Below are 25,792 nucleotides of genomic sequence, written 5' to 3'. Positions count from 1 at the left end.
GCCCGAGGGACCATCAATCTTCACACGGAAATGACCGGACTGCGGCCTACCGGCCCCGCCCCGCTCTGACCGACGAGGTGGTTCTTCGCGGCTCGTGCCCGCCTAAAGCCGTTTGCCTTGCCAGTTTTTCCACGGCAATATGCCGGCAAAACAACCATGAGAACGGGAAGATAAAATGGCGGCTCCCATCAAGTTCGGCGTTGGCCAAAGCGTGCTGCGCAAGGAGGATGACGCGCTCATCCGCGGCAAGGGCCGCTATACCGACGATTATGCGCCGCAGGCTGCGCTCCGCTGCCTGATGCTGCGCTCGCCGCACGCGCATGCCAAATACACCATCGATGTGAGCCGCGCCCGCGGCTTGCCCGGGGTCGCGCTGATCCTGACCGCCGATGACGTCAAGGATCTCGGCAATCTGCCCTGCCTGTTCAACCTCGAGACCGATCCGTTCACCGGCCCGCCATACCCGATCCTGGCCAAGGACGAGGTGCGCCACGTCGGCGATGCCGTCGCCTTCGTCGTCGCCGAGACCATCGACCAGGCGCGCGATGCGATCGAGGCGATCGAGGTCAAATGGAGCCAACTCCCGGCTGTGACCGGCGTCGTCAATGCCGTGAAGAAAGGCGCGCCGCAGGTCTGGCCGGACAAGGCCGGCAACGTGCTGTTCGACGTCTCGATCGGCGACAAGGCGGCGACGGAAGCTGCTTTCGCCAAGGCGCATGCGGTCGCCGAGATTGCCATCGTCAATCCGCGCGTGGTTGCCAGCTTCCTGGAAACGCGCGCAGCGGTCTGCGAATATGACGCCAAGCGCGACCACCTGACACTGACGATCGGCAGCCAGGGCAGCCATCGCCTGCGCGACATCCTGTGCCAGAACGTGCTCAACATCCCCACCGACAAGATGCGGGTGATCTGCCCCGACGTCGGCGGCGGCTTCGGCACAAAGCTGTTTCCGTACCGGGAATACGCCCTGATGGCGGTCGCCGCGCGAAAACTGAAGAAAGCGGTGAAGTGGGCGGCAGATCGCTCCGAGCATTTCCTGGGCGATGCGCAGGGCCGCGACAACGTCACCACTGCGAAGATGGCGCTGGCCGAGGACGGCAAGTTCCTCGCGATGGACTGCGACCTGATGGGCGACATGGGCGCGTATCTGTCGACCTTCGGCCCCTACATCCCGCATGGCGGCGCGGGCATGCTGCCGGGCCTCTACGACATCCAGGCCTTCCACTGCCGGGTGCGCACCATCTTCACGCACAGCGTGCCGGTCGATGCCTATCGCGGCGCCGGGCGGCCGGAGGCGGCCTACGTCATCGAACGTCTCGTCGACGCCTGCGCGCGAAAGCTCGACATGACGCCCGATGCCGTCCGTCGCAAGAATTTCATTCCGCCGAAGGCGCTGCCTTACAAGACCGCGACGGGCAAGGTCTATGATTCCGGCGATTTCGCCGCGCATCTCAAGCGCGCGATGGAGATCGCCGAGTGGAAGGAATTTGGCAAGCGCGCCAAGGCGGCCAAGAAGAACGGGCTAATCCGCGGCATCGGTCTTGCGAGCTACGTCGAGATCTGCGGCGTGATGGGTGAGGAGACGGCCAACGTCCGTCTCGATCCCAGTGGCGACGTCACCGTGCTGATCGGCACGCAATCGAGCGGGCAGGGCCATCAGACCGCCTATGCGCAGATCGTCGCCGAGCAATTCGGCCTGCCGCCGGAGCGGGTGCATATCCGTCAGGGCGACACCGACGAGATCGCGACCGGCCTCGGCACCGGCGGCTCGGCCTCGATTCCCACCGGCGGCGTCTGCGTGGAGCGTGCTGCGGGCGATCTCGGCAAGAAGCTGAAGGAGCTCGCCGCGCAAGCGCTGGAAGCAAGCGCGGGCGACCTCGAGATCACCGATGGCGTGATCCGGATCGCCGGCACTGACCGCTCGATCTCCTTCGCCGACCTTGCCAAGCGGCCCGGCGCCGATCCGTCGAAGCTGAACGGCAGCGCGACCTTCGCCAGTGCCGACGGCACTTACCCGAACGGGACGCATCTGGCTGAGGTCGAGATCGATCCGGCCACCGGCATCATCAGAATCGTCAACTACGTGATCGTCGACGATTTCGGCAAGACGCTCAACCCGCTGCTGCTGGCCGGCCAGGTGCATGGCGGCGCCATGCAGGGCATCGGCCAGGCGCTAATGGAGCAGGTGGTCTATGGGCCCAATGACGGCCAGCTCATCACCGCGACCTTCATGGACTACGCGCTGCCGCGCGCGGCGGACGGGCCGGCCTTCGTGTTCGAGACCGCCAACGTCCCCTGCAAGACCAATCCGCTGGGCGTGAAGGGGGCGGGCGAAGCCGGCGCAATCGGCTCCTGTCCGGCCGTCGTCAACGCCATCGTCGACGCCCTCTGGCGCGAGTACAAGATCGACCACATCGACATGCCCGCGACCCCCGAGCGGGTGTGGATCGCCATCAGCGAGCACCATCGCCGCCACAGCCTCTAGGCGGGATTCTTCCGCGGCGGGAATAAACGCCCGCTGCGGGGTTCTATCCATGGATGGGCCCATCCTCACCTCTGCGAGCCGGAGACGTTTGCCAATGAAAAGAACGATGATTGTCGCGGGCACCCTTTTTTTGGGGGCCGGCGCCGTGATGGCGCAACAGGAGATTGCCGTCCAGCAGGACAATCTGATGCGCTCGATCGCCAAGAACCAGTATGGCGTCATCCAGAAGATGACGAAGGGCGATATCCCCTTCGACCGGAAGGCTGCCGATCAGGCCATCGCCAGCATCGAGGCCGACGTCGCCAAGATCGCCAAGACCTTCGAGGTCAATCCCAAGCAGGACGTGGTGAACGCGACGTACGGTGCCTCGCAAAAGGTCTGGCAGAACAAGGCCGATTTCGACTCCAAGATTCCGCCAGTGCAGAAGGCGATCGCCGACGTCAAAGGCAAGATTACCGACGTCGCGAGCCTGAAAGCGGCCTATACCGCGATCAATGATCGCTGCAACGATTGCCACGAGACCTATCGGGTGAAGTTGAAATAGCGGGTTACAGAGTCCCTTGCCCGGATGAGCGAAGCGATATCCGGGGAGTCCAGCCGAGTTGATAGTCTGTCCCGGATGTCGCTTCGCTCGTCCGGGCTACATACTGCATTGGAATTATGAAGGGTGGTTGCGAAAGCGACCGCCCTTTTTCTGTGCGCAAGGTCTGACGGATCGCTGCCGGAGCAGCTATCTTCGAGCCAACGGCCGTGGCGTTGATGCGACGAGGCGCACCTCTTTCCCGACTGCCTCATTACATCAGGAGTTCCAACGCGCGGCGAAGACCCCAATCAACAGCGAGACAGGCCATGGCAAAACCGTTTCCGTCGAAGACCCACATCGGCAATCACATGCTGCACCCTGAAACGCTGATGCTGACCTATGGCTATGATCCGCAACTGTCGGAAGGCGCCATCAAGCCGCCGGTGTTCCTGACCTCTACCTTCGTGTTTAGGACGGCCGATGACGGGCAGGACTTTTTCGATTTCGTCGCCGGTCGGCGCGAGCCGCCGGAAGGCATGGGTGCGGGTCTGGTCTATTCGCGCTTCAACCATCCCAACAGCGAGATCGTCGAGGACAGGCTCTCGATCTACGAGCGCACCGAGAGCTGCGCGCTGTTCTCGTCCGGCATGGCGGCCATCGCCACCACGATCCTGGCTTTCGTTCGCCCGGGCGACGTCATCCTGCACTCGCAGCCGCTCTATGGCGGGACGGAAACGCTGCTGACGAACACGCTGGCCCGCCTGTCGATCGGCGCCGTCGGCTTTGCCGACGGGATCGACGAAGCCGCCGTCAAGCAGGCCTCGGAGGAGGCCATAGCCAAGGGCCGCGTTTCGATGATCCTGATCGAGACCCCGGCCAACCCGACCAACGGCCTGGTCGATGTCGCCATGATCCGCCGCATCGCCGACGCTATCGGCAAGGCCCAGGGACACACGCCGATCATCGCCTGCGACAACACGCTGCTCGGACCGGTGTTTCAGCGGCCGATCGAGCACGGCGCCGACATTTCCCTCTACTCGCTCACGAAGTACGTCGGTGGTCATTCCGACCTGATCGCGGGCGCCGCGCTCGGTTCGAAGGCGCTGATGAAAGGCATCAAGGCGCTCCGCGGCGCCATCGGCACCCAGCTCGATCCGCATTCCTGCTGGATGATCAACCGCTCGCTCGAGACTCTGAGCCTGCGCATGGAAAAAGCCGATGCGAATGCGCGCCTCGTGGCGGATTATTTGCGCGATCACCCCAAGGTGGCCAAGGTCCACTATCTCGGTCATCACGAGGAGGCCTCGCCGGCCGGGCGTGTGTTCGCGCGGCAATGCCTGGGGGCGGGATCCACCTTCTCGTTCGACATCGTCGGCGGCAAGGATGCTGCGGTGAAATTCCTCAACGCGCTGCAGATCCTCAAGCTGGCGGTCAGTCTCGGCGGCACGGAATCGCTCGCCAGCCTGCCTGCGACCATGACCCATTCCGGCGTCCCCGCCGACATCCGCCGGAAAATCGGCGTGCTCGATTCCACGATCCGGCTGTCGATCGGCATCGAGAATCCCTCCGACCTGATTGCCGACCTCACGCAGGCGCTGAACGCGGCTTAAGGCGCGGCCGGAATCGAAAAGGCCGGACGCCCCTCCTGCGCCCGGCCTTCACGCAACGAAGCAGCGTCGCGGCTTACTTCGTCACCTGGCCGCGGATCTCGCCGCCCGGGTTCGCCGCGGTGTGGATGTTAATGTAGAGCTTGCCGCCGAGCAGATCGGCGGCCTGCGCGTCGGTGAGCGTCGCTTCGCCCTTGACCGGGCTCGCGGCCGCATTCGGGATCGCAACGGCCACGCCTGCGTTCTTGCCGGCCTCGGCCGGGCCGTGGAAATGCGCGGCGGTGGCGGGGCCGGAGAGCCCGGAATAAGTGACGGTCCACGACAGCTTCTTGCTGGCGGCATCATAGTCCAGATCGGCGGTTCCGGTGCCGCTGGTGGTCGTTGCCGGCACCTCGGACTTGCCGTCGAGCGTTGCTTTCAGCTTTTCGGCGCTGGCCGGACCGGCAAAAGCAACGGCACCGAGCGCTAAGGCGGCAATGACGGTCTTGTTCATGACATTCTCCCTGCTGAGCCCGTTCGGGCTGCCAAACTTTCAACAGCCGGCGTTTCAGTTTATTCCCGTTTCCGGCCGGGGCTGGCTAAATTCTTCGTGGTTGGAGTTGCGACGGCATCAGTCTTAGATTCTCCGCGACGAGTGAATGGATCCGCATGTTGCAACGAACAATTCTCGTGGGGCTGCTCGCCGCGGTCACTGCTGCCGTGGTCTATTGGTGGCTCAGCGCGCCAGTGGTGGCGGCCGCGGGCAATGCGCCGGCCCACGTGGCAAACCTTGCCAACGGCGAGGCCATGTTCAACGCCGGGGGCTGCGCGTCCTGCCATGCCACTCCGGACCAGCCCGACCGTGTCAAGCTCGGTGGCGGCCTCGCGATCAAGTCGCCGTTCGGAACGTTCTACGCGCCGAACATCTCTCCCGATCCGAACGACGGCATCGGCAAATGGACCGACGCCGACTTCGTCAACGCGGTGATGCACGGGGTTTCGCCGGGCGGGCAGCATTATTTTCCTGCCTTTCCCTATACGTCCTATCAGCACGCAAGGCGCGAGGACGTGCTCGATCTCTTCGCCTATCTGAAGACGCTGCCGTCTGTTGCCGGCAAGGTGCGTGACCACGATATCCTGTTTCCCTTCGATATCCGGCGCAATGTCGGCATCTGGAAATTGCTGTTCATGGACGGCAAGCGCTTCGTCGCTGACGGCACCAAGTCGCCGCAATTCAATCGCGGCGCCTATCTCGTCAACAGTTTTGGCCATTGCGCCGAATGCCACAGCCCGCGCAACGCGCTTGGCGGCATCATCTCGGGCGAGCGCTTTGCCGGCGGGCCCAATCCGGAAGGCGAGGGGTGGGTCCCCAACATCACCCAGAAGCGCCTCGGCGAGTGGAGCGCCAAGGATATCGCCGATTTGCTCAAGACCGGCGACTTGCCCGACGGCGACAGCGTCGGCGGCGCGATGAGGCGGGTGATCAAGAACACCTCGCAATTGTCCGACGCGGATATTGCGGCGATGGCGGACTATCTCAAATCGCTGCCGCCGGTCGAGGGTCCGCCGCGGCCCAAGCGCAAGGAAGCTGATTAGCTCAGCTGGCGCCGAACGCCTTGAAGGTGATGATGGTGAGGGTGTCCTGGATGCCCGGCAGCACCTGCACCTTCTCGTTGACGAAATGGCCGATGTCGGTGTCCTTGTCGACGTAGAATTTCACCAGGAGGTCATATTGGCCGGCCGTGGAGTAGATCTCGGACGCGATCTCGGCTTCGGCAAGCGCATTGGCGACCGTATAGGACTGGCCGAGCTTGCATTTGATCTGGACGAAAAAAGGAACCATCGCGGGCACTCCGAAAGCGTATCTGACGGCTAATAGGCCAAACCCGGCCCGATTTAGCAAGCGGACTTGCCGGCCGCCAGATGCCGGTCCCTCGTTTAGGACGTCACCACGGCCGCGGCGAATGCGTCTCTGAGCCGCTGCGCGAGCTCGACCTTGCGGTAGGGCTTGGTCAGCACGATCGCCTGCGCATGCGCGTGGCCCTCCTCGACCAGGGTCTCCAGCGCGTAGCCCGAGGTGAACAGGACCGGCAGACCGGGGCGAATCCGCCGCGCCTGGTCGGCGAGCTCCCAGCCGCTCATGCCGCCGGGCATCACGATGTCGGTGAACAGCATGTCGATACCGGGCTCGGTACGCAGCTGCTGCAAGGCCTCCTTGCCGTTGACCGCGGCAATGACGCGATATCCGAGAGCTTCCACCCTGCGAATGGCGGAGGAGCGAACGAACGGATCGTCCTCGGCGATCAGGATCGTCTCGTATCCTCGGGGCGCCGCGTCCTCGCCATCGGAAAGCTCGGCGTGCGATGATCCGATGTCCGCGCGCGGCAAATAGATCCGGACCGTCGTCCCAAGGCCCGGCTCGCTGTAGATCGTGACATGGCCATTGGATTGCTTGGCGAAACCATAGACCATGCTGAGGCCGAGGCCCGAGCCCTTGCCGACCTCCTTGGTGGTGAAGAACGGCTCGAAGGCGCGCCGGGTGACGTCCGGCGTCATGCCTTCGCCGTCGTCGGTGATCGAGATCAACACATAGCTGCCGGATGCGACTTCGGGGTGAAGGGCGCGATAGTCATCGTCAAGTGTCGTCAACTCCGTGCTCAGGGTCAGATGACCACCGGCCGGCATGGCATCCTGCGCATTGAGCGCAAGGTTGAGCACGGCGGATTCGAGCTGGGCCCGATCCGCGAAGGCCACGATCGTGCCGGGCCTGGAAGCCGTCCTGATCTCGATGTCCTCGCGCAAGGTGCGCTTGAGCAGCTTGAACATGGACTCGAGCAGGCCCCGGCAATCGATCGTCTGGGGCTGCAGCAACTGGCGGCGACTGAATGCGAGCAGGCGCTGCGTCAGCTCGGCACCCCGTTCGCCCGACTGGCAGATGTCCTCGGAAAAGCGGCGCAGGTCGGGCCTCGCCTTGAGCTGCTCGCTCAGATGCTCGGCGTTGCCGATGATGACGGTGAGCAGGTTGTTGAAGTCATGGGCGATGCCGCCGGAGAGCTGACCGACCGTCTCCATCTTCTGCGCCTGCTGGAGTTGCTGCTCGGTCAGCTTGCGCGCGGTCAGGTCGTGGACGATGCCGACGAAGATCAATTCGCCGTCCTGCCGGGTCCGGCCGACCGACACGTCCATCGGAAAGGTCGAACCGTCCTTGCGCAGGCCGATGGCCTCGCCGGCGGTCGCGAAATGCCTTGCGTGGCTGTCGGGCGCGGCGCCCGCCTCGGGCATCAGCATCCTGACGTTCCGGCCCATGACCTCGTCGGCAGAGTAGCCGAACAAGCGCTCGCAGGCCGGATTGAACAGCAGAATATGGTCCTGCGCGTCGAGCAGGATGACCCCGTCGACCGCGGTCTCGACGATCGCGGTGAGGCGCGCCACGCTCTCGCGCATCGCGCGCTGGGCGTCGCTGACCTGCTTGAGCAGCAGCGTCGCGTCCCGGCTCTTGATCTCCTCCTCCTCGAGCGCGGCCTGGACCTGCCGCAGCTCGAACGGCGAGGGGATCGTCAGGATCTTCGGCAGCAGCGGCCAGAGCGCGCCCGCCGTGACCACGGATGCCACCGCGGTCGCCGCCTTGACCATGCCCTCGATGCCATAGACCGGGACCCAGAGCGTGTAGATCGACAGCACATGGGTGAGGCCGCACGCCATGATGAAGATCGCGAAGGCCCAATAGACCCAGCCGAACTTGAGGTCGCGCCGCTTGGTGACCAGGATCGCAAGGGCAAACGGAATCGAAAAATAGGCGGCGGCGATGCAGGCGTCGGACACGACGTGAAGCCAGATCAGCTCAGGCTCCCACAACAGGCAGATGCCGTGCGGCGACAGCATGGACGAGTCGAGGAGACGTTCAAAAAAGGCCCACATCATTCCCACCCCAAGATTCCGTTCCAGGCGGCTTGCGGGCCGTGAGCCCGCAACATGGGTGTCGCTGGACAGTTCCACTCTCACCTCGCGCTCTTCGGCGAAGCAGGTGAGGTTCGAGACTATACCAAGGGTCCGGCGCGGTTGCATTTTCAAGTCCGCACGATTGCGGGGCGAGCCGGCCCGCTGTTTGCCTGATTCGCAGGGAATGCACGGCGTCGCGAATCACTATCGGACACGGCTCGGCGCGCTTGCCGGTGTTCCACGGCCGCGCTAGGACAGGCCATGGCGGTGTCCGTATCCAGCAAAGGTGTCCGGCGATGACGACCCCGGTCGCACTCACCATCGCCGGCTCCGATTCGAGCGGCGGCGCCGGCATCCAGGCCGACCTGAAGACGTTTGCCGCGCTCGGCGTCTACGGCGCGTCCGTCATTACGGCCTTGACCGCGCAGAACACGCGCGGCGTCACCGGCATTCATGCGGTGCCGGCCGAGTTCGTCACCGCGCAGATCGATGCGGTGTTTTCCGATCTCGACATTGGCGCGGTGAAGATCGGCATGGTGGCCCAGGTCGCCAGTATCGATGCGATCGCGGCCGCGCTGTCGCGCTGGGCGCCGGGGCACGTCGTGCTCGATCCCGTGATGGTGGCGACCTCCGGCGACCGCCTGCTGGCATCCGAGGCCGTCGACGCGCTCCGCACAAAACTGATACCGCTGGCGTCGGTGATCACGCCCAATCTGCCGGAGGCCGCGGCTCTGCTCGACGAGCCGGTCGCGGCAAGCGAGGCCGAGATCGAAGCCCAGGGGCATCGCCTGCTGGCGCTCGGCTGCGGTGCGGTCCTGATCAAGGGCGGACACGGCGAGGGCGCCGAGAGCACCGACTATCTCGTCACGTCCGAAAGCACGATCGCGCTTGCGGCGCCGCGCGTTGCCACACGCAACACCCATGGCACCGGCTGCTCGCTGTCCTCGGCGGTCGCGGCGGGGCTCGCCAAGGGCGAAGGTCTGGAGCTTGCCGTGCGCAACGCCAAGACCTGGATCAGCGCGGCCATCGCAGCCGCTGACCGCTTCAGCGTCGGGCACGGCCACGGCCCGGTCCATCATTTCCACAAGTTCTACTGAGGCGAGCGGCCAGCGGGAGCGCAGGCGTTCGTCTGTTCAGCGCTGCTCGTGTGGGTAGTTCACCCTCCCCTGGAGGGGGAGGGTAGGATTGCTGCGGCGCCCCCTGCGGCGCCATGTCGCCTGATTGTCGCATGCGACTGATATTCGCGGAGAGGGCGAGGCAAGGCGTGATTCGTATCTGAAGGTGCCTCAAAAGTTCAATCGGTCATCCCCCTGTCACGGGACATTGTTACAGGCTGGCGCATGGGAAGTTACGATGTGAGTGACGAGAGCCCGGAGCGGCGCTTTCGCACGTTGTTCATCTCCGACGTTCATCTCGGAGCCCGCGGTTCTCAAGCCGATCTTCTGCTCGACTTCCTGCGCTACCATGATGCCGACACGATCTATCTGGTCGGGGACATCGTCGATGGCTGGGCGCTGAAATCGAGCTGGAACTGGCCGCAATCCCACAACGACCTCGTGCAGAAGCTGCTGCGCAAGGCGCGCAAGGGCGCCAAGGTCGTCTACATCCCCGGCAATCACGACGAGTTCCTGCGCAACTATTACGGCACGCATTTCGGCGGCATCGACGTCGTCGAGAACACCGTCCACACCGGCGTGGACGGCAAGCGTTATCTCGTCATCCACGGCGACATCTTCGACCTCGTGGTGCAGAACGCGCGCTGGCTCGCCCATCTCGGCGACAAGGCCTACGACTTCGCGATCCAGATGAATCGCTTCGTCAACTTCTTCCGCCGCCTGTTTGGCGTGCCCTATTGGTCGCTGTCGCAATGGGCCAAGCAGAAGGTCAAGAACGCCGTCAACTATATCGGCGCGTTCGAGCAGGCGCTCGCCGCCGAGGCGCGGCGCCACGACGCCGACGGCGTGATCTGCGGCCACATCCACTACGCCGTGATCCGCGACGAGGGCGGCATCCGCTACATGAATTGCGGCGACTGGGTCGAGAGCTGCACGGCCCTGGTCGAGCACGACGACGGCCATTTCGAGATCATCACCTGGGCGGATCATTTGCAGAAGCCGGCACAAGTCCCGCAGGTTGCAGCCAGAGCTGCATAACAGAGGCCGCCTGATGCGCATCCTGGTCGCGACCGACGCCTGGCACCCGCAAGTCAACGGTGTGGTTCGGACGCTGACCAAGCTCGCCGACGCCGGCAAAAGCCTCGGCGTCGAATTCACATTCCTGACGCCGCAATCGTTCCGCACCTTTGCGATGCCGAGCTATCGCGACGTGCGTCTGGCGATGCCGCGTCCGGCGCGCATTGCTAAGCTGATCGCGGAGGCGCGCCCCGACAGCATCCACATCGCGACCGAAGGGCCGATCGGCCTGATGGTCCGCCGCTACTGCCGCCAGCGCAGACTGCCGTTCACGACCAGCTTCCACACCCGCTTTCCCGAATATGTCCGCGCCCGCGTGCCGGTGCCGGGCTCGCTGATCTGGCGGGCGCTGCGCCGCTTCCACAGCGCCAGCCGCGCCGTGATGGCTGCAACGCCTGCGCTCGCCCGCGAGCTGACCGAGCGCGGCTTCGACAATGTCGTGCTGTGGCCGCGCGGCGTCGACACCCAGCTGTTCCACCCCCGCGCCATCGATCTCTGCCTGCCGGCGCCGGTGTTCCTGTCGGTCGGCCGCGTCGCCGTGGAGAAGAATCTCGAGGGCTTCCTCGACCTCGATCTGCCCGGCACCAAGGTCATCGTCGGCGACGGCCCCGCGCGCGCCTCGCTCGAAGAGGCCTATCCCGATGCGATCTTCCTCGGCGAGAAGCACGGCGAGGAACTGGCGGATATCTATGCGGCCGCCGACGTCTTCGTGTTTCCGAGCAAGACCGACACGTTCGGCCTGGTGCTGCTCGAAGCGCTCGCAAGCGGCCTGCCGGTGGCCGCTTTCCCGGTGAAGGGCCCCCGCGACGTCATCGGTGATGCCCCGGTCGGCGCGCTCGATCACGACTTGCGCAGCGCTTGCTTCGCGGCATTGGATATCTCCCGGCAGGACTGCGTCGCGTTCGCGGCCAATTACACCTGGGAAGCCTCGGCGAGGGCCTTTGTGGCCAGCATTGAGGCGGTCGGCGCGGTGCTGCCTGGCCGGAACGGCGCGGAACAGCCGCGCTTCGTGGCCTAGAGCTATCTCGATCCGATGGATCGAAATAGCTCTAGATTCTTGTTTTGACGCGTTTTCTTCACGCGAACCGGTTTCCACTTCGCTCGAAAACGCTATGGGGAAAATCCTCGCGCGGAGGTGTCTTGCCCGGGCCTCATCGGCCGCGATAACATTCGGCCATGACCGAACAGCTCCTCCCGATCGGCCCCGCCGATATCGACGCCGCAGCGCGTGTGATCGCGCCCTACGCCATCCGCACTCCGCTGTTGTCCTTTCCCGTGCTCAACGAGCGCGTCGGCGCGAAGGTGTTCTTGAAACCGGAGATGCTCCAGCGCACCGGCTCGTTCAAGTTCCGCGGCGCCTTCAACAAGGTGTTCTCGATCCCGCAGGACAAGCGCGCCGGCGGCGTCGTGGCGTTCTCCTCCGGCAACCACGCCCAGGGCGTGGCGGCCGCGGCAAAAATCCTCGACATGCAGGCGACCATCGTGATGCCTGCGGATGCGCCGCTGTCGAAGCGCGAGCGCACCAAATCCTATGGCGCCGAGGTCGTGCTCTATGATCGCGACAAGGACCACCGCGAGGCGATCTCGCGGGGCATCGCCGAAAAGCGCGGCGCGACGCTGGTGAGGCCCTATGACGATCCCTTCGTGATCGCGGGGCAGGGCACCGCCGGCCGCGAGATCGCGGAAGACTTGGCGGGCCTCGGCCTTAGCCCCGACATCGTGGTGGCACCGGCCTCCGGCGGCGGCCTGATCGCGGGCGTCGCGACCGCCGTGAAGGCACGCTATCCGCGCGCCGAGATCGTGGTGGCCGAGCCCGAGGCGTTCGACGATCACGGCATCTCGCTGAGCGCAGGACATCGCGAGCCGCATCCACCCGCGGGCCGCACCATCTGCGATGCGCTGATGGCCCTGATCCCCGGCGAGATGACCTTCGCGATCAACAGCAAGCTGCTCGCGCGCGGCGTCACCGCGTCGGACAAGGAAGTCGGCGCCGCCGTCGCCTTCGCCTATCGCGAGCTGAAGCTCGTGGTGGAGCCCGGCGGCGCTGTCGGCCTCGCCGCGCTGCTGGCCGGCCGGCTCGACGTCGCCGGCAAGAACGTCGTCATCGTGCTCTCCGGCGGCAATGTCGACGCGGATCTGTTCGCCGAGCTGGTGGCCTAGCCGTCATTCCGGGCCTGCGCCTCTCGGCCCATCCCGGAATGACCACGTCTAAGGGTTTATGAAGAAGGGGCAGAGCGTTGCCGCTCTGCCCCTTCTTTGTGTTTGTCGATCTTGTGGATCGAACTAACCGCTTGCTCGGTGCAACCTCTCCCGCTTGCGGGGGAGGTCGGCGCGAAGCGCCGGGTGGGGCTCTTTCCTCTTGGGGATTGTCCCGTTGTGGAGAGACCCTCTCCCCAACCCTCCCCCGCAAGCGGGGGAGGGAGCACACCTTCTTCTTCGCCCAATCAGTGCATGAAGCCGCCGCGACGGTTGCTGCCGCCCATGCTCGGCGCCTGGTTCATCGACTGCCGGAAGTTGTTGTTGCTGTTGACCATGCGGCTCGGCATCGTGTTGAGCTGCGGGCGGTTGTTCTGGACGTTGTTCTGCACCTGCACCTTGTTCACCGGATTGTTGTTGAGCTTCACGATGCCGGTGTTGCCGTTGTTGACGCGGATCGGGTGGTTCTGCGTCTGAACGGGCTTCACGTCGACAGTCGAGCCGCCCTTGCCGACATTCACCGGCATGCTCACGATCTTGCCCGGCTTGCCATTGGCGTTGCCAGCGTCCGGCTTGTTGTTGGTCGCGGGCAGGGTGACGATCTTGCCGATACCGCCATTGCTGGTGGTCGTGTTGGTCGGCGCAGGCAGGGTGACGATCTTGCCCGGGGTCTGTGACGGCGTGCCGTTCGGCTGGTTGTTGCCCGAGGGCAGGTTGCCGATCTGGCCACCATTGCCGAGCTTGCCGATGACATTGCCGTCGACCGGCTTCTGCACGACCGGCAGATTACCGTTGATCTGGCCGCCATTACCCTGCTGCAGCGGCATGTACTTCGGCTGGCCGAGATTGCCGATCTTGAAGGTCGGAGCAATGTTCTGCGGAGCCAGGAACTTGGTCGCCTGCATCAAGGGGATCTGCTTCGGCTGCATCTGCAGCTTCAGCGCCATTTGCGCGTAGGGGCTGGTGCCGTAGCTGTCATAGAAGGTCTTGTAGGCAACCGGCGAATTGACGAGCACCGCCTTGTGCCAGGCCTGCGAGAGCAGGATGTTGTTGAGCAGCCAGCGGACGTGGTCGCACAGCGGGTCGTGCGGGTACATCCGGATGAACTCCTGATAATATTCCGGCCGGCCCTCCGACACGACATAGTCATAGGCCTGACGAGTCGAGCGGCTCGGCAGGTTGGAGGCCATCTGCACCACCGGTGCCCTGACCGGCGCGCGATTGGCGGCAACCGCGGTGTCGCCGAAGAAGGTGAAGTCCGAAGTCAGCGAGGAGCTCTCCCACGGGATCTGCGCACCGCTGGTGGACTGGTTCACCTGCAGGCGAACGCGCTTGAACAGCTGCTCGATCGGCACGTTGGGTTCACGTGCGACGTTCAGGAACGCCTGCGTGTAGGGGCTGTGACCGCCGGTGCCGTCGAGCGCTTCAGCGCCCGGTGCGGTCGAGTAACCGACGATCGAGCCGTTCGGCGCATCGACGATGGCAAGGCCGCGGCCGGCGTCATTGACATCAGGGAACGGGTTGTTGCGGCAGGCATCGAGGATGACGATGCGCATGCGGCTCGGGATCGTCTCCAGCGTCGACATCACGTCGACCAGGCGCACCGAATTGTTGACGAGCTCGGTCTGGTTCGACACCTTGGCGTCGACGGGAACGAGATAGTTCTCGCCGGCGAGCTGCACGCCGTGACCGGCGTAATAGACCATCGCCACGGTGTTCGGACCGCGCGCGGACACCTTGGCGGAGAAGTCCTGCACCACGCGGAGCATGTCGTTCTGGGTCAGGTCGGTCGCGGCAACCACCTCGAAGCCGGCCGAGTTCAGGAACTTCGCCATCGACTCGGCGTCATTGTCGGGATTGGCGAGCTGCGGCGCGTTCTTATAGTTCGAATTGCCGATCACCAGCGCCACCCGCTGCTCCGGGCCCTGCAGCGCGGTGGGGGCCGGCTCGACCGGGGCAACTTGCGCGGAAACAGGGCCGCAGGCGAAGCCAAACAGGCTCCCCACAAGGCTTGCTGTCATCAGGAAAGGCTTTAGGCGGAACATGGCGTGCTCCTTTGGCACTGATCTCGATGCGAGATTGGTTGCCGGGGAGCCTCGCCGCGTTCGAGCTTGAGGTCCGTGATCCCCCTCACCATGGTGGCCTTGCGTGATCTGAATCACGCTCGGAACCTGCTATGGTTAGCGATCGATAATGGGAACTGCCGTCACATGCTGAAATCGATCGATCCGATCCTCACGCCCGACCTGCTCTGGCTGCTGGCCTCCATGGGCCACGGCGACGATCTCGTCGTCGTCGACGCCAACCACCCGGCCACGCACATCGCCCGCTCGACATCGTCGCAGCGCCTGATCCAGCTGCCGGGCATGACGATGGAGACGGCCGTTCGCGCCATCATGACGCTCTACCCGCTCGACGATTTCGATCCCGACCCGGTGCGGGTGATGGCGCCGGTCGACGATCCCGACCGCGTGCCCGACGTGCAGCGCGCCGTGCTGGCTGAGATCGAGCGCGCGGTCGGACGCGCCGTTGTTCCCGGCAAGCTCTCGCGGGCGGATTTTTATCGCGCGGCCGCGGCGGGGTTTGGTGTCGTGCAGGTCGGCGACAGCAGGGGGTACGGCTGCTTCCTGATCAGGAAGGGCGTGATCAGCTAGCCGGATTGGCGCATCAGCGCCGAGGGCCAGCCAATCCGGACGAGAAGGCCGTCGGGGCCGTTGATGCCGACTTCATACATGCCCCATTCGCGGTGGCGCAGCACGCCGCCGGGCCGGATGATGAGATCGTCCACGCGCGCGGCAATGGCCTCGACCTCGGGCGTGCGAATGAAAATGCCAAAGGGATTGTGCTCCGGCACGCGCCACGGGCCATCGCCGGCTTGCGTGAGATGCACCTCGCATCCCCGGCCGCTCATGATGACATAGCCGGCATCGCCGCCGATGCGCGCAAAGCCGAGCCGTTCCCAGAATGGAATTGCGGCGGGAAGATCGTTGCTGGGAACGATCGCAAAGGCGCCGACGCGCGGGCTCTCAGGCATTCGGTCACTCCGGCACATGCAAGCGGTCCGCGCCGCGTTCACGCTACGCGTTGCGAGCTGAGCTTATCGAGAGTGGCCGCTCGGCAGAAGCGGCGAAACGTCCCGCACTCGAATTTGAATGGCGCGGCGGGAACTGACTGTCTATGGTTTCACCATGTCCCGCTTTATGTGTCTGTCTGTTGCCATCATCCTCTCGCTGCTGCCGACTGTGGCGTCCGCTGAGCCCCTTCAAAAGCGTCCCAAGCCCGTCTGGAAGGGCTACGGCTTCCTGCCGGGCTATCGTCAGCCGCTGAGCAACAGCATTCCGCTCTACAAGCAGAAGGACGCGATGCGTCGGCTCGCGCGCAACGACCGCCGCCACTGGTACATCGATCCGGTTCCGCAATATTATCGCTGGGACGGCGAGTGGCACTATTTCGGCCGCCCCGGCTTCAACGGCGGCCGCTACAACGGCGGCAGTTTCGGTCCGTGCTGGACGCGCACGCCGATCGGCGCGGTGTGGAATTGCGGGTGATCGGGCGCGCGACGGCTAGGGAAAGCTGCGGACGATCTCGATCGGTCCGACGATCGCTGCATTGAAGGCATCGAGGTTTTCGGCCGGAATCCAGTATTCCAGATGCGACCGTCCGCCAGCTTCCTGCACGTCATACTTCGCGATGAAGTCGCGCTTGACCGCAAAGCGCGTCACGAAGCCGGAGCCGCTCGCCGGGACATTCCAGTCGCGCGCGATCTTGATGGCGTAGTCTTCCGTCAGCACCGGATAGAAGATCGGCTGGTCCGGCAGGCGCGGCGGAAACGCGCGCATGCCGGATTGCTGGATCAGTTCCAGTTCTTTCGGGCCGACGGGGCGCCAGAGGGTGAGGGTGTCTTCGGCCACGGACATCTGTTGAGAGGACTAGGTTCAAGCTCGTACATACACCTACGGCCAGACGGGGCAACAGCACTTGGCAGCCCGGCCACGAGATTGAGCCGCGAGCACCCGTCCATCACCGTCACCCTGAGGCGCTCGCCTCTTCGGCGAGCCTCGAAGGGCGACGGCCCGGCTGCATCTCGGCCGTGCATCCTTCGAGGCTCCCCGCACGATGCTGAGCATCGTGCGTCTCGCGCCTCAGGATGACGGAGTTGGCAGTCTCGCTGTCGCTTCGTTGCTCGCAACGACGCGGAGAGAGCGCTCCCCCTTTACGAGAAGAACGCGATCTTCTCGGCCTGGGTCATGCGGCGGATCGGCGCGAGCGGGTCGTTGGCGGGCGCGCGGGGTTTTTGCAGGATGCCGCTGGCGAGGATGGTGGCGCCGAGCGAGGGCTCGGGGAGCGGCGTGGGCATCGGAAGCGTTGCGGCCGGTGCTGCGGCGAGCGATGCGGTGGCTGCCATCGCCGGGGCCTGCTGCTCCATCACTTCGGCGGCGGCCTCCGCGATGGCTTCGGTGAGGCGCGCGAGCGAGTCCATTGCGATCGGCGCGTCGGCGGCGGGCTCTTCCACCATGGGAGCGACGACAGGCTGAGGCGCGATCGGTTCCGGAAGCTCCGCAGCAATGGGCGCTGCAGCCTCCGCCACCATCGGCTCCGGAACGGCCGCTTCCATCTCGACCGGCGCGATGATCTCGTCGAACTCCGGATCGGGCGCGGCCATCTCCAGCGCGATGGCCTCGAGCACGGCGTCGTCCTCGGCTTGCGCGGCCGCGTCGAGCGCGAACGCGTCAGCGGCTTCCGCGAAGGCGGCGGTGTCCGTGGCCGGCTCTTCCAACGGGACGGCTTCGGGCGCGACGTCTTCTGGCGCGACTTGGTCGAGCGCTGTGCTCTCGACGGCGATCTGGCTCTCGGCCGCAATCTCCGGCGCGACGGCCGCGTCCATTGCCTGTTGCGCCTCGGCGAACGCTTCGACGGCGACGGTCGCTTCGGGCTCGGCAGCCGCGGCGACGTCCCGCTGTGACTCCGTGAAAGCCACGGATGCTTCGCTCGCCATCGCCGCGGGCGCGGCCGCGGCGGGCGGAGCGTCGGCGGCGGATGATGGCGCCTGCTGCATCGGAGCCGACGTGGACGGCGCCGCCTGCGGCGATGCGCCGCCGTCGGTCTGCTCCACCCGATCCCTCAAGAGATCGAATGCGGCTTTGAGCTCGACGCGGGGGTCGATGGTCGAAATCTGTCCGCAGGCGGCCTCGATAGAGGCGAGTTGCGAATCAATGAGGTCGCAGATTCGTCCGTCGGCGCCGATCTCGCGCCAGCGCCAGGAGATCTCCTTGATGATGCGCACGCCGCGCGGGATCGCGGCGAGGCTCGTCTCGATCGCGGCGGGGTCGACGGCGGCGATGGCGATCGTCTCGGCCTCGCGAATCGCGCGGCGGATCTCGACCAGCGCTTCGGGCAGGCGATCTTCGACGACGGGTTGTCGCTGCGCCGCAAGGGTTTCTTCGATTTTCGCGACCGCGTCGAGCACCATGCGCGTGTCGGCATTGCGGTTGCGCTTGGCGTATTCGCCGAGGAACCAGCGGCCGCGCGCCGTCTCCATGAAGGCTTCGCGGATCGCGTCGTAATCCTGCTCGTTCGGCTCGGCCGCGCGGGCAGACATGGGCGAAAGGGCGAATGCTTCGTTGGCCATTGCGATCTCGTCGCGCAAATCACCGCGCGTTACAGTAACGATCACCACGATATCGTCCGAATCGCAATTGGTTTGATGGCACCCGAATCACAAATCCCCACGCCAGCATCCGCGAAACGGCGATTCGCCGTCAGCCTCGCCCTGTTCTATTCGGCCATCTTCGCGGTCTCGGGCACGCATCTGCCGTTCTTCCCGGTATGGCTGAAGGCGATCGGCGTCGACGCGGCCTGGATCGGCCTCATCAACGCGCTGCCGGCGATCACGCGCTTCACCACGCTGCCGCAAGTGACCGCCTTCGCCGAAAAGCGACATGCCATTCGCGCCGGCATGATGGTGTCGGTGCTGGCGACCGCGATTGGCTTCACCGCGGTCGGCTTGCAGCAGCAGCCGCTGGCGCTGTTCCTGATCTACGCGCTGACCTGCATGATGTGGACGCCGACGATGCCGCTGACCGATGCTTATGCGCTACGCGGCGTCGCCCGTTACGGGCTCGACTACGGACCCTTGCGGCTGTGGGGTTCGGCGGCCTTCGCCGCCGGCTCGCTCGCCTGCGGCTATCTCGTCGACCACATCGCCGCGCGCGATCTGATCTGGGTCATCGTCGCATGGGCCGTCGTTGCGGTCGCAGCCGGCCTGCTGCTTCAGCCGCTCGACGATGTCAGGCGCAAGACGACGGAGAGGCATGCCGGCAAGCCGCTGCTGCGCGATGCCGGCTTCTGGACCGTCATCGTCTCGGCGGCGCTGATTCAGGGCAGCCACGTCGCCTACTACACCTTCTCGGCCATCAACTGGCAGCTCCATGGGATCAGTGGGCTGACTATCGCAGGCCTGTGGACGCTGGGCGTGATCGCGGAGATCGTGGTGTTCGCGCTGTCGCCGCGCTTCTCGCTGCATCCGTCCACCATGATCGCGATCGGAGGGCTCAGCGCCGTGCTGCGCTGGATCGTCACCGCGAGCGAGCCGCCGCTCGCGCTGCTAGCGATCGTCCAGCTCGGCCACGGTCTCAGCTTCGGCATGACCATCGTCGGCACGATGAATCTCCTGGTGCAGCGCGTGCCTTCGCATCAGATCGCGCGGGGGCAGGGCTATTACGCCGCGTGCAACGGGCTTCTGGGCGCTGCGACCTCGATCGCTTCAGGTGCGATCTACGCCCGTATCGGCGATGGTCTGTATTACGTGATGGCCGCGATGGCGGCGGCCGGCGCGCTTCTGATCTGGTCGGCGCGGCACCGGCTCAAGCCTCAACCCCAGAGCGAGGCGTCCGGCGGATAGACCAGGCTGTCGTCGTAACGCAGGCCGTGATCGCGGTCGCGCGCCAGCAGCAAGGGGCCATCGAGATCGACGAAGCGCGCCTGCGGCGTCACCAGCATCGCGGGGGCCATCGACAGCGAGGTTGCGACCATGCAGCCGATCATGATTTCGAAGCCGAGCGCCTGCGCGGCGTCCGCCATCGCAAGGGCCTCGGTGAGGCCGCCGGTCTTGTCAAGCTTGATGTTCACGGCGTCGTAGCGGTCGCGCAACGGGGCAAGCGAGGAGCGGTCATGCACGCTCTCGTCGGCGCAGACCGCGAGCGGGCGCTTGATCCGCGCCAGCGCCTCGTCTTTGCCCGCGGGCAGTGGCTGCTCCACCAGGGTGACGCCGGCGGCATCGCAGGCGGCGAGATTGTGCGCCAGATTGGCCTCGGTCCAGGCCTCGTTGGCATCGACGATCAGCTCGGATTCGGGAGCGGCCTTGCGTACCGCCGCGATCCGCTCCGGATCGCCGTCGCCGCCGAGCTTGATCTTGAGCAGCGGCCGGTGCGCCGCCTTGGCGGTGGCGGCCGCCATGGCCACGGGGGTCCCCAACGAGATCGTGTACGCCGTAGTGCGCTCGCCCGGCACCGGGCGGTCGAGTAGGTTCCAGGCCCGCTGGCCCGCCGCCTTGGCCTCCAGGTCGATCAGGGCGCAGTCCAGGGCATTGCGGGCCGCACCGGGCGCCATGGCGGCCTGGAGGGCTTGCCGCGTCAGCCCGTCCGCCAAGGCCTGCTGCATGGCCTGGATCGCCGCCAGCGTCGCCTCGGGCGTCTCGCCATAGCGGGGATAGGGCACGCACTCGCCGCGGCCGGTCAGCCCGTCCCGGCCGACCTCCACCACGACCGTCACGGCCTCGGTCTTGGCCCCCCGGCTGATGGTAAAGCTGCCCGCGATCGGGAAGCGCTCGATTCGCGCCGCCAGGGAAGCAAATTTCATGGAAGTCATTTTGAACTCTGGCGAAATCTGAACCTGCTAGTTACCTCTAGCAACTAACATTAACCACTTGGGGATACCTTCTCTGGGTAAGGGCGCGTGCGCAACTATCTGATTTTCTCCGCCCCGGCACGGGAGCGGACATCTTGAGCAGCGATCCGAAGCTGGAGCGGATTGCCAAGGGCAACGCGCTGGCACTCTGCGCCACCGGAACATGGACCGCGAGCTTCGCGCCGGTCCTGGAGCGCATGGTGGCCGACGCCGAGAAGCTCGCCGGCGGCCAGCAAAGCATCTTCATCGACGTCTCCGAGGTCGCCAAGCTCGACACGTTCGGCGCCTGGCTGATCGAGCGGCTGCGCCGCAGCCTGACGAAAGGATCCGTCGAGGCGCAGATCGCGGGTCTCTCCGCCAATTATTCCAGCCTCGTGGACGAGGTACGGCGGGTCAGGGCGACGGCCGTGGTCGACGGCGGCACGGTGACCATCACCGGCATGCTGGAGCAGATCGGCCGGACCGTGGCCGGCATCGGCGGCACCGTCGCAGGCCTCGTCGACATGCTCGGCGCCGTGCTCGCGGCATGGTTTCGCGTCCTGATCCATCCGCGCTCGTTCCGCCTGACCTCGACCGTGCATCACATGGAGCAGGTCTGCTGGCGCGCGGTGCCGATCATCGTGCTGATTACCTTCCTGATCGGCTGCATCATCGCCCAACAAGGCATCTTCCATTTCCGAAGGTTCGGCGCCGACATCTTCGTGGTCGACATGCTGGGCGTGCTGGTGCTGCGCGAGATCGGCGTGCTGCTGGTCGCGATCATGGTCGCGGGCCGCTCGGGCAGCGCCTACACCGCCGAGCTCGGCTCGATGAAGATGCGCGAGGAGATCGACGCGCTGCGCACCATGGGCTTCGATCCGATCGAGGTGCTGGTGCTGCCGCGCATGATGGCGCTGGTGCTGGCGCTGCCGATCCTGGCTTTCCTCGGCGCGATGGCCGCGCTCTATGGCGGCGGTCTCGTTGCCTGGCTCTATGGCGGGGTCGAGCCCGAAGCCTTCCTGCTGCGCTTGCGCGACGCCATCTCGATCGACCATTTCATCGTCGGCATCGTCAAGGCGCCGGTCATGGCCGCCGTGATCGGCATCGTCGCCTGCGTCGAGGGCCTTGCCGTGCAGGGCAGCGCGGAATCGCTGGGCCAGCACACCACGGCCTCGGTGGTGAAGGGCATCTTCTTCGTCATCGTCATGGACGGCGTGTTCGCCATCTTCTTCGCCTCGATCGGGATGTGACGATGGCTGGCGAGATCCAAAATCCCATCATCCGCGTGCGCGACATCACCGTGCAGTTCGGTAGCACACGCGTGCTCGACGGCCTCAACCTCGACGTCAAGCGCGGCGAGATCTTGGGCTTCGTCGGTCCTTCCGGTGCCGGCAAGTCCGTGCTGACGCGCACCATCATCGGTCTCGTGCCGAAGGTTGCGGGCTCCATCGAGGTGTTCGGCGTCGATCTGGACTCCTCGAGCACCTCGCAGCGCCGCAACGTGGAGCGGCGCTGGGGCGTCTTGTTTCAGCAGGGCGCGCTGTTCTCCTCGCTGACCGTGCGGCAGAACATCCAGTTTCCGATGCGCGAATATCTTCGGGTCTCGCAGCGGCTGATGGACGAGATCACCATGGCCAAGCTGACCATGGTCGGCCTCAAGCCCGAGGTTGCCGAGCGCTTCCCGTCCGAGCTCTCCGGCGGCATGATCAAGCGCGTGGCGCTGGCGCGCGCGCTGTCGCTCGATCCGGATCTCGTCTTCCTCGACGAGCCGACCTCGGGCCTCGATCCGATCGGCGCCGGCGATTTCGACGAGCTGGTCAGGACGCTCCAGCGCACTTTGGGGCTGACCGTTTTCATGGTAACCCACGACCTCGACAGCCTTTACACAGCGTGTGACCGCATCGCCGTTTTAGGGAACGGTAAGATCATAGCGGCAGGGTCGATCGCCGACATGCAGGCCTCGCAGCATCCCTGGCTGAGGCAATATTTCCATGGCAAGCGCGCCCGCGCGGTCATGGGTTGAGTGGCTGGGTTGAATAGCTGTGATGAGTAGCCGGAGCACCTGATGGAAACGCGGGCAAACTACGTCTTGATCGGGTCGTTCACGCTGGCGGTGATCGCCGCGGCGATCGGCTTCGTGCTCTGGTTCCAGTCGCTGCACACCACCAAGCAGCGCAGTCCGCTGCGCGTCGTGTTCGAGGGCCCGGCGGCGGGCCTGCGCAACGGCGGCAGTGTCAATTTCAACGGTATCAGGGTGGGCGAGGTGGTCTCGGTGAAGCTCGACAACCCGCGGCGGGTTGTCGCACTCGCCATGATCGAGAACAACGCCCCGATCCGCAAGGACACCCTGGTCGGCCTCGAATTCCAGGGCCTCACCGGCGTCGCCGCCATCTCGCTCAAGGGCGGGGACGAGGCCGCGGCCCCGCCGCCGCTCGACCAGGACGGCATCCCGACGCTGACGGCCGACCCCAACAAGCTCCAGGACGTCACCGAGGCGATCCGCGGCACGCTGCAGAACATCAACAAGATCGTCGCCGACAATCAGGAATCGGTGAAGAACTCGCTGAAGAATTTGGAGACCTTCACCAACTCGCTCGCGCGCAATTCCGAGAAGATCGACGGCGTGATGGCCAAGGTCGACGGCGTCATGCTCAAGGCCGACAACCTCATGCTCGGACTCAACACGCTCGCCGGCGGCAAGGACGGCGGCGAGCTGTTCCAGGCGGTGAAGTCGATCCGCGAGCTCGCCGACGATTTCGACAAGCGCTCCGGCGCGTTGATGAGCGACGGCCGTCGTACCCTCGGTGACATCAGCCGCGCCGTGAACAATTTCGACCGCAACCCGACCCGCGTGCTGTTCGGCGCCAGCAACTCATCGCAGCCCGCTCCGCCGCCCGAGCCGCCGAGGCCGGCCCCCACCGCGAGCGGCAGGCGCTAGGCGAGCGCAAGTTCGCGCACTTCGTCATCGTAGGTCTCGTGTCCCGGACGCGCTGCAGCGTGCGCTTCGTTCCTCGCAATGACGGCTTGCGGAGACCATCGCCGCGTTCTTCACCCCGCGCGATACGAAAGTATGGGGGGCCAGCCGAGCCAAGGTAGGGGGAGGGGTAGGCCGGTATTGTCCGCTATATCGCGCTCAAGGCGTGCCCACGACAAGGCGCGTCGACTTCACTCACAGGGGAGGAGAGAGCGCGTGGTACGTCTGCTGCTGTTGTTGCCGTTCATCGGCCTGATGATCGTGCCGTTCTACAATATCGGGGAGCCGCATCTGTTCGGCTTCCCGTTCTTCTACTGGTATCAGCTCGCCTGGGTGCCGCTGACCTCGCTGCTCACCTACATCGTCTACAGGAGCGTGCGCCGTGCTGACTAATGTCGATAGCGCGGCGTTCGCCGTATTCCTCGCACTGTTCATTCTCGTCACCGGCATGGGCTTCGTCGCCTCGCGCTGGCGCAAGCCGGAGACGCTCGCCCATCTCGACGAGTGGGGCCTTGGCGGCCGCAAGTTCGGGACCTGGATCACCTGGTTCCTGGTCGGCGGCGACTTCTACACCGCCTACACCGTGATCGCCGTTCCTGCGCTGGTCTACGCGGTCGGCGCCTACGGCTTCTTCGCGCTGCCCTACACCATCATCGTCTATCCGTTCGTGTTCGCGGTGATGCCGGTCCTGTGGAAGGTCGCCAAGGAGCGGGGCTACGTCACCGCGGGCGACGTGGTGCGCGGCGCCTACGGATCGCGCGGGCTCGAGCTTGCGGTCGCGGCCACCGGCGTGCTGGCGACGATGCCTTACATCGCGCTCCAGCTGATCGGCATGGAGGTGGCGATCAAGGCGCTCGGCCTGCACGGCGAGGTGCCACTCGTTCTCGCCTTCCTGGTGCTGGCGCTCTACACATATTCGTCGGGCCTGCGCGCGCCGGCGCTGATCGCCTTCGTCAAGGACATCATGATCTACATCGTGGTGATCGCCGCGATTGCGATCGTGCCCTCGAAGCTTGGCGGCTACGGAGCGATCTTCACCGCGGCGGATGCGGCATTCGCAGCGAAAGGCGCAGGCGGCATCCTGCTGTCCCCGGCGCAGATCGTGCCCTATGCCTCGCTGGCGCTGGGCTCGGCGCTCGCCGCATTCATGTATCCGCACACGCTGACCGGCATCTTCGCGTCCTCGGGCGGCAACACCATCCGCAAGAATGCGATGATGCTGCCGGCCTACACGCTGCTGCTCGGCCTGCTTGCGCTGCTCGGTTACATGGGCCATGCGGCGGGCCTCAAGCTCGCCAGCAACAACGACGTCGTGCCCGAGCTGTTCAAGACGCTGTTCCCGAGCTGGTTCGCAGGCTTTGCCTTCGCCGCGATTGCGATCGGAGCGCTGGTGCCGGCCGCCGTCATGAGCATCGGCGCCGCCAATCTGTTCACCCGCAACTTCTGGAAGGTGTGGGTCGATCCGAAGGTGACGCCGGCAGGTGAGGCGAAGGTCGCCAAGATCACCTCCATGCTGGTGAAGGTCGGCGCGCTGCTCGCCATCCTCCTGATGCCGACGCAGTTCGCGCTCGACCTGCAACTGCTCGGGGGCCTCTGGATCCTGCAGACGCTGCCGGCGCTGGTGTTCGGTCTCTATCTGAACTGGTTCTCGAGCCCGGCGCTGCTGGCTGGCTGGGCCGTCGGCCTAGCCGGCGGATCGTGGCTCGCCTGGTCGGACGGATTGAAGCCGCTGCACAGCATCGACTTCGGCGCCGGGAAGGTCGCGATCTACACCGGTCTGTTGGCGCTCGCGCTCAACATCGTGGTGGCCGTCGTGGTCAACCTGGCGCTCAAGCGCATGCCGCAGCAACGGCTGTCCCGCGAGGCGGCCTGAGCGATTGCGGGCGGCGGCCGGAGAATCCCTTCGGCCGCCGCTTGTCTGCGGACTGAAACGGCCTTCCATGCGATTGAAAACGCTCTAGTATCCGCCCGCGCCCGGCCGCTCGTCGCGAGCGCATCAGACTGTTTCGGGTG

Annotated in this window: 24 protein-coding genes; 16 read left to right on the top strand and 8 right to left on the bottom strand. The window is 65.4% G+C overall.

The genetic code is table 11. The features are described from left to right. Positions 1–175: 175 nt before the first annotated feature. The 3 genes from GGD62_RS08235 to GGD62_RS08225 all read left to right on the top strand — a co-directional run bounded on the left by GGD62_RS08235 (position 176) and on the right by GGD62_RS08225 (position 4,618). On the top strand, positions 176–2,485 hold the full coding sequence (locus GGD62_RS08235; protein ID WP_183707940.1) for a xanthine dehydrogenase family protein molybdopterin-binding subunit: 2,310 nt from the start codon (positions 176–178) through the stop codon (positions 2,483–2,485). 94 nt (positions 2,486–2,579) lie between these two features. Beyond that, positions 2,580–3,029: a cytochrome c gene (locus GGD62_RS08230; RefSeq protein ID WP_183707938.1), complete on the top strand. Its 450-nt coding sequence runs from the start codon at positions 2,580–2,582 to the stop codon at positions 3,027–3,029. A gap of 305 nt (positions 3,030–3,334) precedes the next feature. Next, positions 3,335–4,618, top strand: coding sequence for a cystathionine gamma-synthase family protein (locus GGD62_RS08225; RefSeq protein WP_183707936.1), 1,284 nt, complete (start codon positions 3,335–3,337; stop codon positions 4,616–4,618). A 73-nt stretch (positions 4,619–4,691) separates the two neighbouring features. On the opposite strand, the gene GGD62_RS08220 is transcribed toward GGD62_RS08225, so the two are convergent. Then, entirely contained in the window at positions 4,692–5,108 is a 417-nt protein-coding gene (locus GGD62_RS08220; RefSeq protein WP_018317371.1) for a CHRD domain-containing protein, read from the bottom strand. Positions 5,109–5,263: 155 nt separating this feature from the next. On the opposite strand from GGD62_RS08220, the gene GGD62_RS08215 reads away from it, so the two are divergent. After that, on the top strand, positions 5,264–6,190 hold the full coding sequence (locus GGD62_RS08215) for a c-type cytochrome (RefSeq protein ID WP_183707934.1): 927 nt from the start codon (positions 5,264–5,266) through the stop codon (positions 6,188–6,190). A 1-nt stretch (position 6,191) separates the two neighbouring features. On the opposite strand, the gene GGD62_RS08210 is transcribed toward GGD62_RS08215, so the two are convergent. Both GGD62_RS08210 and GGD62_RS08205 read right to left on the bottom strand, forming a co-directional pair. Further along, positions 6,192–6,437 carry an Lrp/AsnC family transcriptional regulator gene (locus tag GGD62_RS08210; protein ID WP_018317369.1) on the bottom strand — a complete coding sequence of 82 codons (246 nt, stop codon included), beginning with the start codon at positions 6,435–6,437 and terminating at the stop codon, positions 6,192–6,194. Positions 6,438–6,532: 95 nt separating this feature from the next. Further along, on the bottom strand, positions 6,533–8,476 hold the full coding sequence (locus GGD62_RS08205) for a PAS domain S-box protein (protein WP_246800012.1): 1,944 nt from the start codon (positions 8,474–8,476) through the stop codon (positions 6,533–6,535). 353 nt (positions 8,477–8,829) lie between these two features. Here GGD62_RS08205 and thiD point away from each other — a divergent pair, with 353 nt between their 5' ends. The 4 genes from thiD to GGD62_RS08185 all read left to right on the top strand — a co-directional run bounded on the left by thiD (position 8,830) and on the right by GGD62_RS08185 (position 12,885). Continuing rightward, positions 8,830–9,630: a bifunctional hydroxymethylpyrimidine kinase/phosphomethylpyrimidine kinase gene (thiD, locus tag GGD62_RS08200; protein ID WP_183707931.1), complete on the top strand. Its 801-nt coding sequence runs from the start codon at positions 8,830–8,832 to the stop codon at positions 9,628–9,630. 243 nt (positions 9,631–9,873) lie between these two features. Further along, a complete protein-coding gene (locus tag GGD62_RS08195; protein ID WP_018317366.1) occupies positions 9,874–10,686 on the top strand; it encodes a UDP-2,3-diacylglucosamine diphosphatase in 813 nt (270 codons plus the stop codon). A 13-nt stretch (positions 10,687–10,699) separates the two neighbouring features. Continuing rightward, positions 10,700–11,743 carry a glycosyltransferase family 1 protein gene (locus tag GGD62_RS08190; protein ID WP_018317365.1) on the top strand — a complete coding sequence of 348 codons (1,044 nt, stop codon included), beginning with the start codon at positions 10,700–10,702 and terminating at the stop codon, positions 11,741–11,743. 158 nt (positions 11,744–11,901) lie between these two features. Continuing rightward, positions 11,902–12,885 carry a threonine/serine dehydratase gene (locus GGD62_RS08185; protein ID WP_183707929.1) on the top strand — a complete coding sequence of 328 codons (984 nt, stop codon included), beginning with the start codon at positions 11,902–11,904 and terminating at the stop codon, positions 12,883–12,885. Positions 12,886–13,169: 284 nt separating this feature from the next. Here the strand turns inward: GGD62_RS08185 and GGD62_RS08180 are convergent, their stop codons facing one another. Continuing rightward, positions 13,170–14,966 (bottom strand): caspase family protein, encoded by a 1,797-nt coding sequence (locus GGD62_RS08180; RefSeq protein WP_183707927.1) that lies wholly within the window; start codon positions 14,964–14,966, stop codon positions 13,170–13,172. A gap of 165 nt (positions 14,967–15,131) precedes the next feature. Between GGD62_RS08180 and GGD62_RS08175 the strand changes: the two genes are divergently transcribed. Beyond that, entirely contained in the window at positions 15,132–15,575 is a 444-nt protein-coding gene (locus tag GGD62_RS08175; protein WP_018317362.1) for an RbsD/FucU family protein, read from the top strand. Here GGD62_RS08175 and GGD62_RS08170 read toward each other — a convergent pair. Continuing rightward, positions 15,572–15,955 carry a VOC family protein gene (locus GGD62_RS08170; protein ID WP_179737734.1) on the bottom strand — a complete coding sequence of 128 codons (384 nt, stop codon included), beginning with the start codon at positions 15,953–15,955 and terminating at the stop codon, positions 15,572–15,574. The two genes, GGD62_RS08175 and GGD62_RS08170, sit on opposite strands and share 4 nt — an antisense overlap. 154 nt (positions 15,956–16,109) lie before the next feature. Between GGD62_RS08170 and GGD62_RS08165 the strand changes: the two genes are divergently transcribed. Continuing rightward, the gene (locus GGD62_RS08165) at positions 16,110–16,469 is read left to right on the top strand and encodes a hypothetical protein (protein WP_179737876.1); all 360 of its coding nucleotides are present in this window, start codon (positions 16,110–16,112) and stop codon (positions 16,467–16,469) included. 15 nt (positions 16,470–16,484) lie between these two features. Here GGD62_RS08165 and GGD62_RS08160 read toward each other — a convergent pair whose 3' ends face one another. Beyond that, entirely contained in the window at positions 16,485–16,838 is a 354-nt protein-coding gene (locus GGD62_RS08160) for an ADP-ribosylation/crystallin J1 (protein WP_183707925.1), read from the bottom strand. Between the two features lie 296 nt (positions 16,839–17,134). Then, entirely contained in the window at positions 17,135–18,550 is a 1,416-nt protein-coding gene (locus GGD62_RS08155) for a hypothetical protein (protein ID WP_183708235.1), read from the bottom strand. A 75-nt stretch (positions 18,551–18,625) separates the two neighbouring features. Between GGD62_RS08155 and GGD62_RS08150 the strand changes: the two genes are divergently transcribed. Next, on the top strand, positions 18,626–19,822 hold the full coding sequence (locus tag GGD62_RS08150; protein WP_183707923.1) for a major facilitator superfamily domain-containing protein 6: 1,197 nt from the start codon (positions 18,626–18,628) through the stop codon (positions 19,820–19,822). On the opposite strand, the gene dgcA is transcribed toward GGD62_RS08150, so the two are convergent. Beyond that, positions 19,792–20,787: an N-acetyl-D-Glu racemase DgcA gene (gene dgcA / locus GGD62_RS08145; protein ID WP_183707921.1), complete on the bottom strand. Its 996-nt coding sequence runs from the start codon at positions 20,785–20,787 to the stop codon at positions 19,792–19,794. The two genes, GGD62_RS08150 and dgcA, sit on opposite strands and share 31 nt — an antisense overlap. Positions 20,788–20,921: 134 nt before the next feature. Here dgcA and GGD62_RS08140 point away from each other — a divergent pair, with 134 nt between their 5' ends. The 5 genes from GGD62_RS08140 (at position 20,922) to mctP (ending at position 25,652) form a co-directional block, all read left to right on the top strand. Then, positions 20,922–22,055 (top strand): ABC transporter permease, encoded by a 1,134-nt coding sequence (locus GGD62_RS08140; RefSeq protein WP_183707919.1) that lies wholly within the window; start codon positions 20,922–20,924, stop codon positions 22,053–22,055. Between the two features lie 2 nt (positions 22,056–22,057). After that, positions 22,058–22,828, top strand: a complete 771-nt coding sequence (locus tag GGD62_RS08135) for an ABC transporter ATP-binding protein (RefSeq protein ID WP_018317355.1) — start codon at positions 22,058–22,060, stop codon at positions 22,826–22,828. Between the two features lie 42 nt (positions 22,829–22,870). Next, entirely contained in the window at positions 22,871–23,743 is an 873-nt protein-coding gene (locus GGD62_RS08130) for an MlaD family protein (RefSeq protein ID WP_018317354.1), read from the top strand. Between the two features lie 252 nt (positions 23,744–23,995). Next, on the top strand, positions 23,996–24,172 hold the full coding sequence (locus GGD62_RS08125; RefSeq protein WP_183235461.1) for a DUF3311 domain-containing protein: 177 nt from the start codon (positions 23,996–23,998) through the stop codon (positions 24,170–24,172). Continuing rightward, on the top strand, positions 24,162–25,652 hold the full coding sequence (gene mctP, locus GGD62_RS08120) for a monocarboxylate uptake permease MctP (protein ID WP_018317352.1): 1,491 nt from the start codon (positions 24,162–24,164) through the stop codon (positions 25,650–25,652). Before GGD62_RS08125 ends, mctP begins: the two co-directional genes overlap by 11 nt. The last annotated feature ends 140 nt before the right edge of the window (positions 25,653–25,792 follow it).

This window comes from Bradyrhizobium sp. ERR14, assembly GCF_014198235.1.
Taxonomy (GTDB): domain Bacteria; phylum Pseudomonadota; class Alphaproteobacteria; order Rhizobiales; family Xanthobacteraceae; genus Bradyrhizobium.
The sequence above is the reverse complement of the archived record's forward strand: the minus strand, read 5'-3'. Positions and strand labels throughout refer to the sequence as shown.

What these genes read in the sequence shown, in the direction of transcription:
- GGD62_RS08235 (WP_183707940.1), top strand. Translation starts at nt 176, where the DNA reads ATGGCGGCTCCCATCAAGTTCGGCGTTGGCCAAAGCGTGCTGCGCAAG.
- GGD62_RS08230 (WP_183707938.1), top strand. Translation starts at nt 2,580, where the DNA reads ATGAAAAGAACGATGATTGTCGCGGGCACCCTTTTTTTGGGGGCCGGC.
- GGD62_RS08225 (WP_183707936.1), top strand. Translation starts at nt 3,335, where the DNA reads ATGGCAAAACCGTTTCCGTCGAAGACCCACATCGGCAATCACATGCTG.
- GGD62_RS08220 (WP_018317371.1), bottom strand. Translation starts at nt 5,108, where the DNA reads ATGAACAAGACCGTCATTGCCGCCTTAGCGCTCGGTGCCGTTGCTTTT.
- GGD62_RS08215 (WP_183707934.1), top strand. Translation starts at nt 5,264, where the DNA reads ATGTTGCAACGAACAATTCTCGTGGGGCTGCTCGCCGCGGTCACTGCT.
- GGD62_RS08210 (WP_018317369.1), bottom strand. Translation starts at nt 6,437, where the DNA reads ATGGTTCCTTTTTTCGTCCAGATCAAATGCAAGCTCGGCCAGTCCTAT.
- GGD62_RS08205 (WP_246800012.1), bottom strand. Translation starts at nt 8,476, where the DNA reads ATGCTGTCGCCGCACGGCATCTGCCTGTTGTGGGAGCCTGAGCTGATC.
- thiD (WP_183707931.1), top strand. Translation starts at nt 8,830, where the DNA reads ATGACGACCCCGGTCGCACTCACCATCGCCGGCTCCGATTCGAGCGGC.
- GGD62_RS08195 (WP_018317366.1), top strand. Translation starts at nt 9,874, where the DNA reads ATGGGAAGTTACGATGTGAGTGACGAGAGCCCGGAGCGGCGCTTTCGC.
- GGD62_RS08190 (WP_018317365.1), top strand. Translation starts at nt 10,700, where the DNA reads ATGCGCATCCTGGTCGCGACCGACGCCTGGCACCCGCAAGTCAACGGT.
- GGD62_RS08185 (WP_183707929.1), top strand. Translation starts at nt 11,902, where the DNA reads ATGACCGAACAGCTCCTCCCGATCGGCCCCGCCGATATCGACGCCGCA.
- GGD62_RS08180 (WP_183707927.1), bottom strand. Translation starts at nt 14,966, where the DNA reads ATGTTCCGCCTAAAGCCTTTCCTGATGACAGCAAGCCTTGTGGGGAGC.
- GGD62_RS08175 (WP_018317362.1), top strand. Translation starts at nt 15,132, where the DNA reads ATGCTGAAATCGATCGATCCGATCCTCACGCCCGACCTGCTCTGGCTG.
- GGD62_RS08170 (WP_179737734.1), bottom strand. Translation starts at nt 15,955, where the DNA reads ATGCCTGAGAGCCCGCGCGTCGGCGCCTTTGCGATCGTTCCCAGCAAC.
- GGD62_RS08165 (WP_179737876.1), top strand. Translation starts at nt 16,110, where the DNA reads ATGTCCCGCTTTATGTGTCTGTCTGTTGCCATCATCCTCTCGCTGCTG.
- GGD62_RS08160 (WP_183707925.1), bottom strand. Translation starts at nt 16,838, where the DNA reads ATGTCCGTGGCCGAAGACACCCTCACCCTCTGGCGCCCCGTCGGCCCG.
- GGD62_RS08155 (WP_183708235.1), bottom strand. Translation starts at nt 18,550, where the DNA reads ATGGCCAACGAAGCATTCGCCCTTTCGCCCATGTCTGCCCGCGCGGCC.
- GGD62_RS08150 (WP_183707923.1), top strand. Translation starts at nt 18,626, where the DNA reads ATGGCACCCGAATCACAAATCCCCACGCCAGCATCCGCGAAACGGCGA.
- dgcA (WP_183707921.1), bottom strand. Translation starts at nt 20,787, where the DNA reads ATGACTTCCATGAAATTTGCTTCCCTGGCGGCGCGAATCGAGCGCTTC.
- GGD62_RS08135 (WP_018317355.1), top strand. Translation starts at nt 22,058, where the DNA reads ATGGCTGGCGAGATCCAAAATCCCATCATCCGCGTGCGCGACATCACC.
- GGD62_RS08130 (WP_018317354.1), top strand. Translation starts at nt 22,871, where the DNA reads ATGGAAACGCGGGCAAACTACGTCTTGATCGGGTCGTTCACGCTGGCG.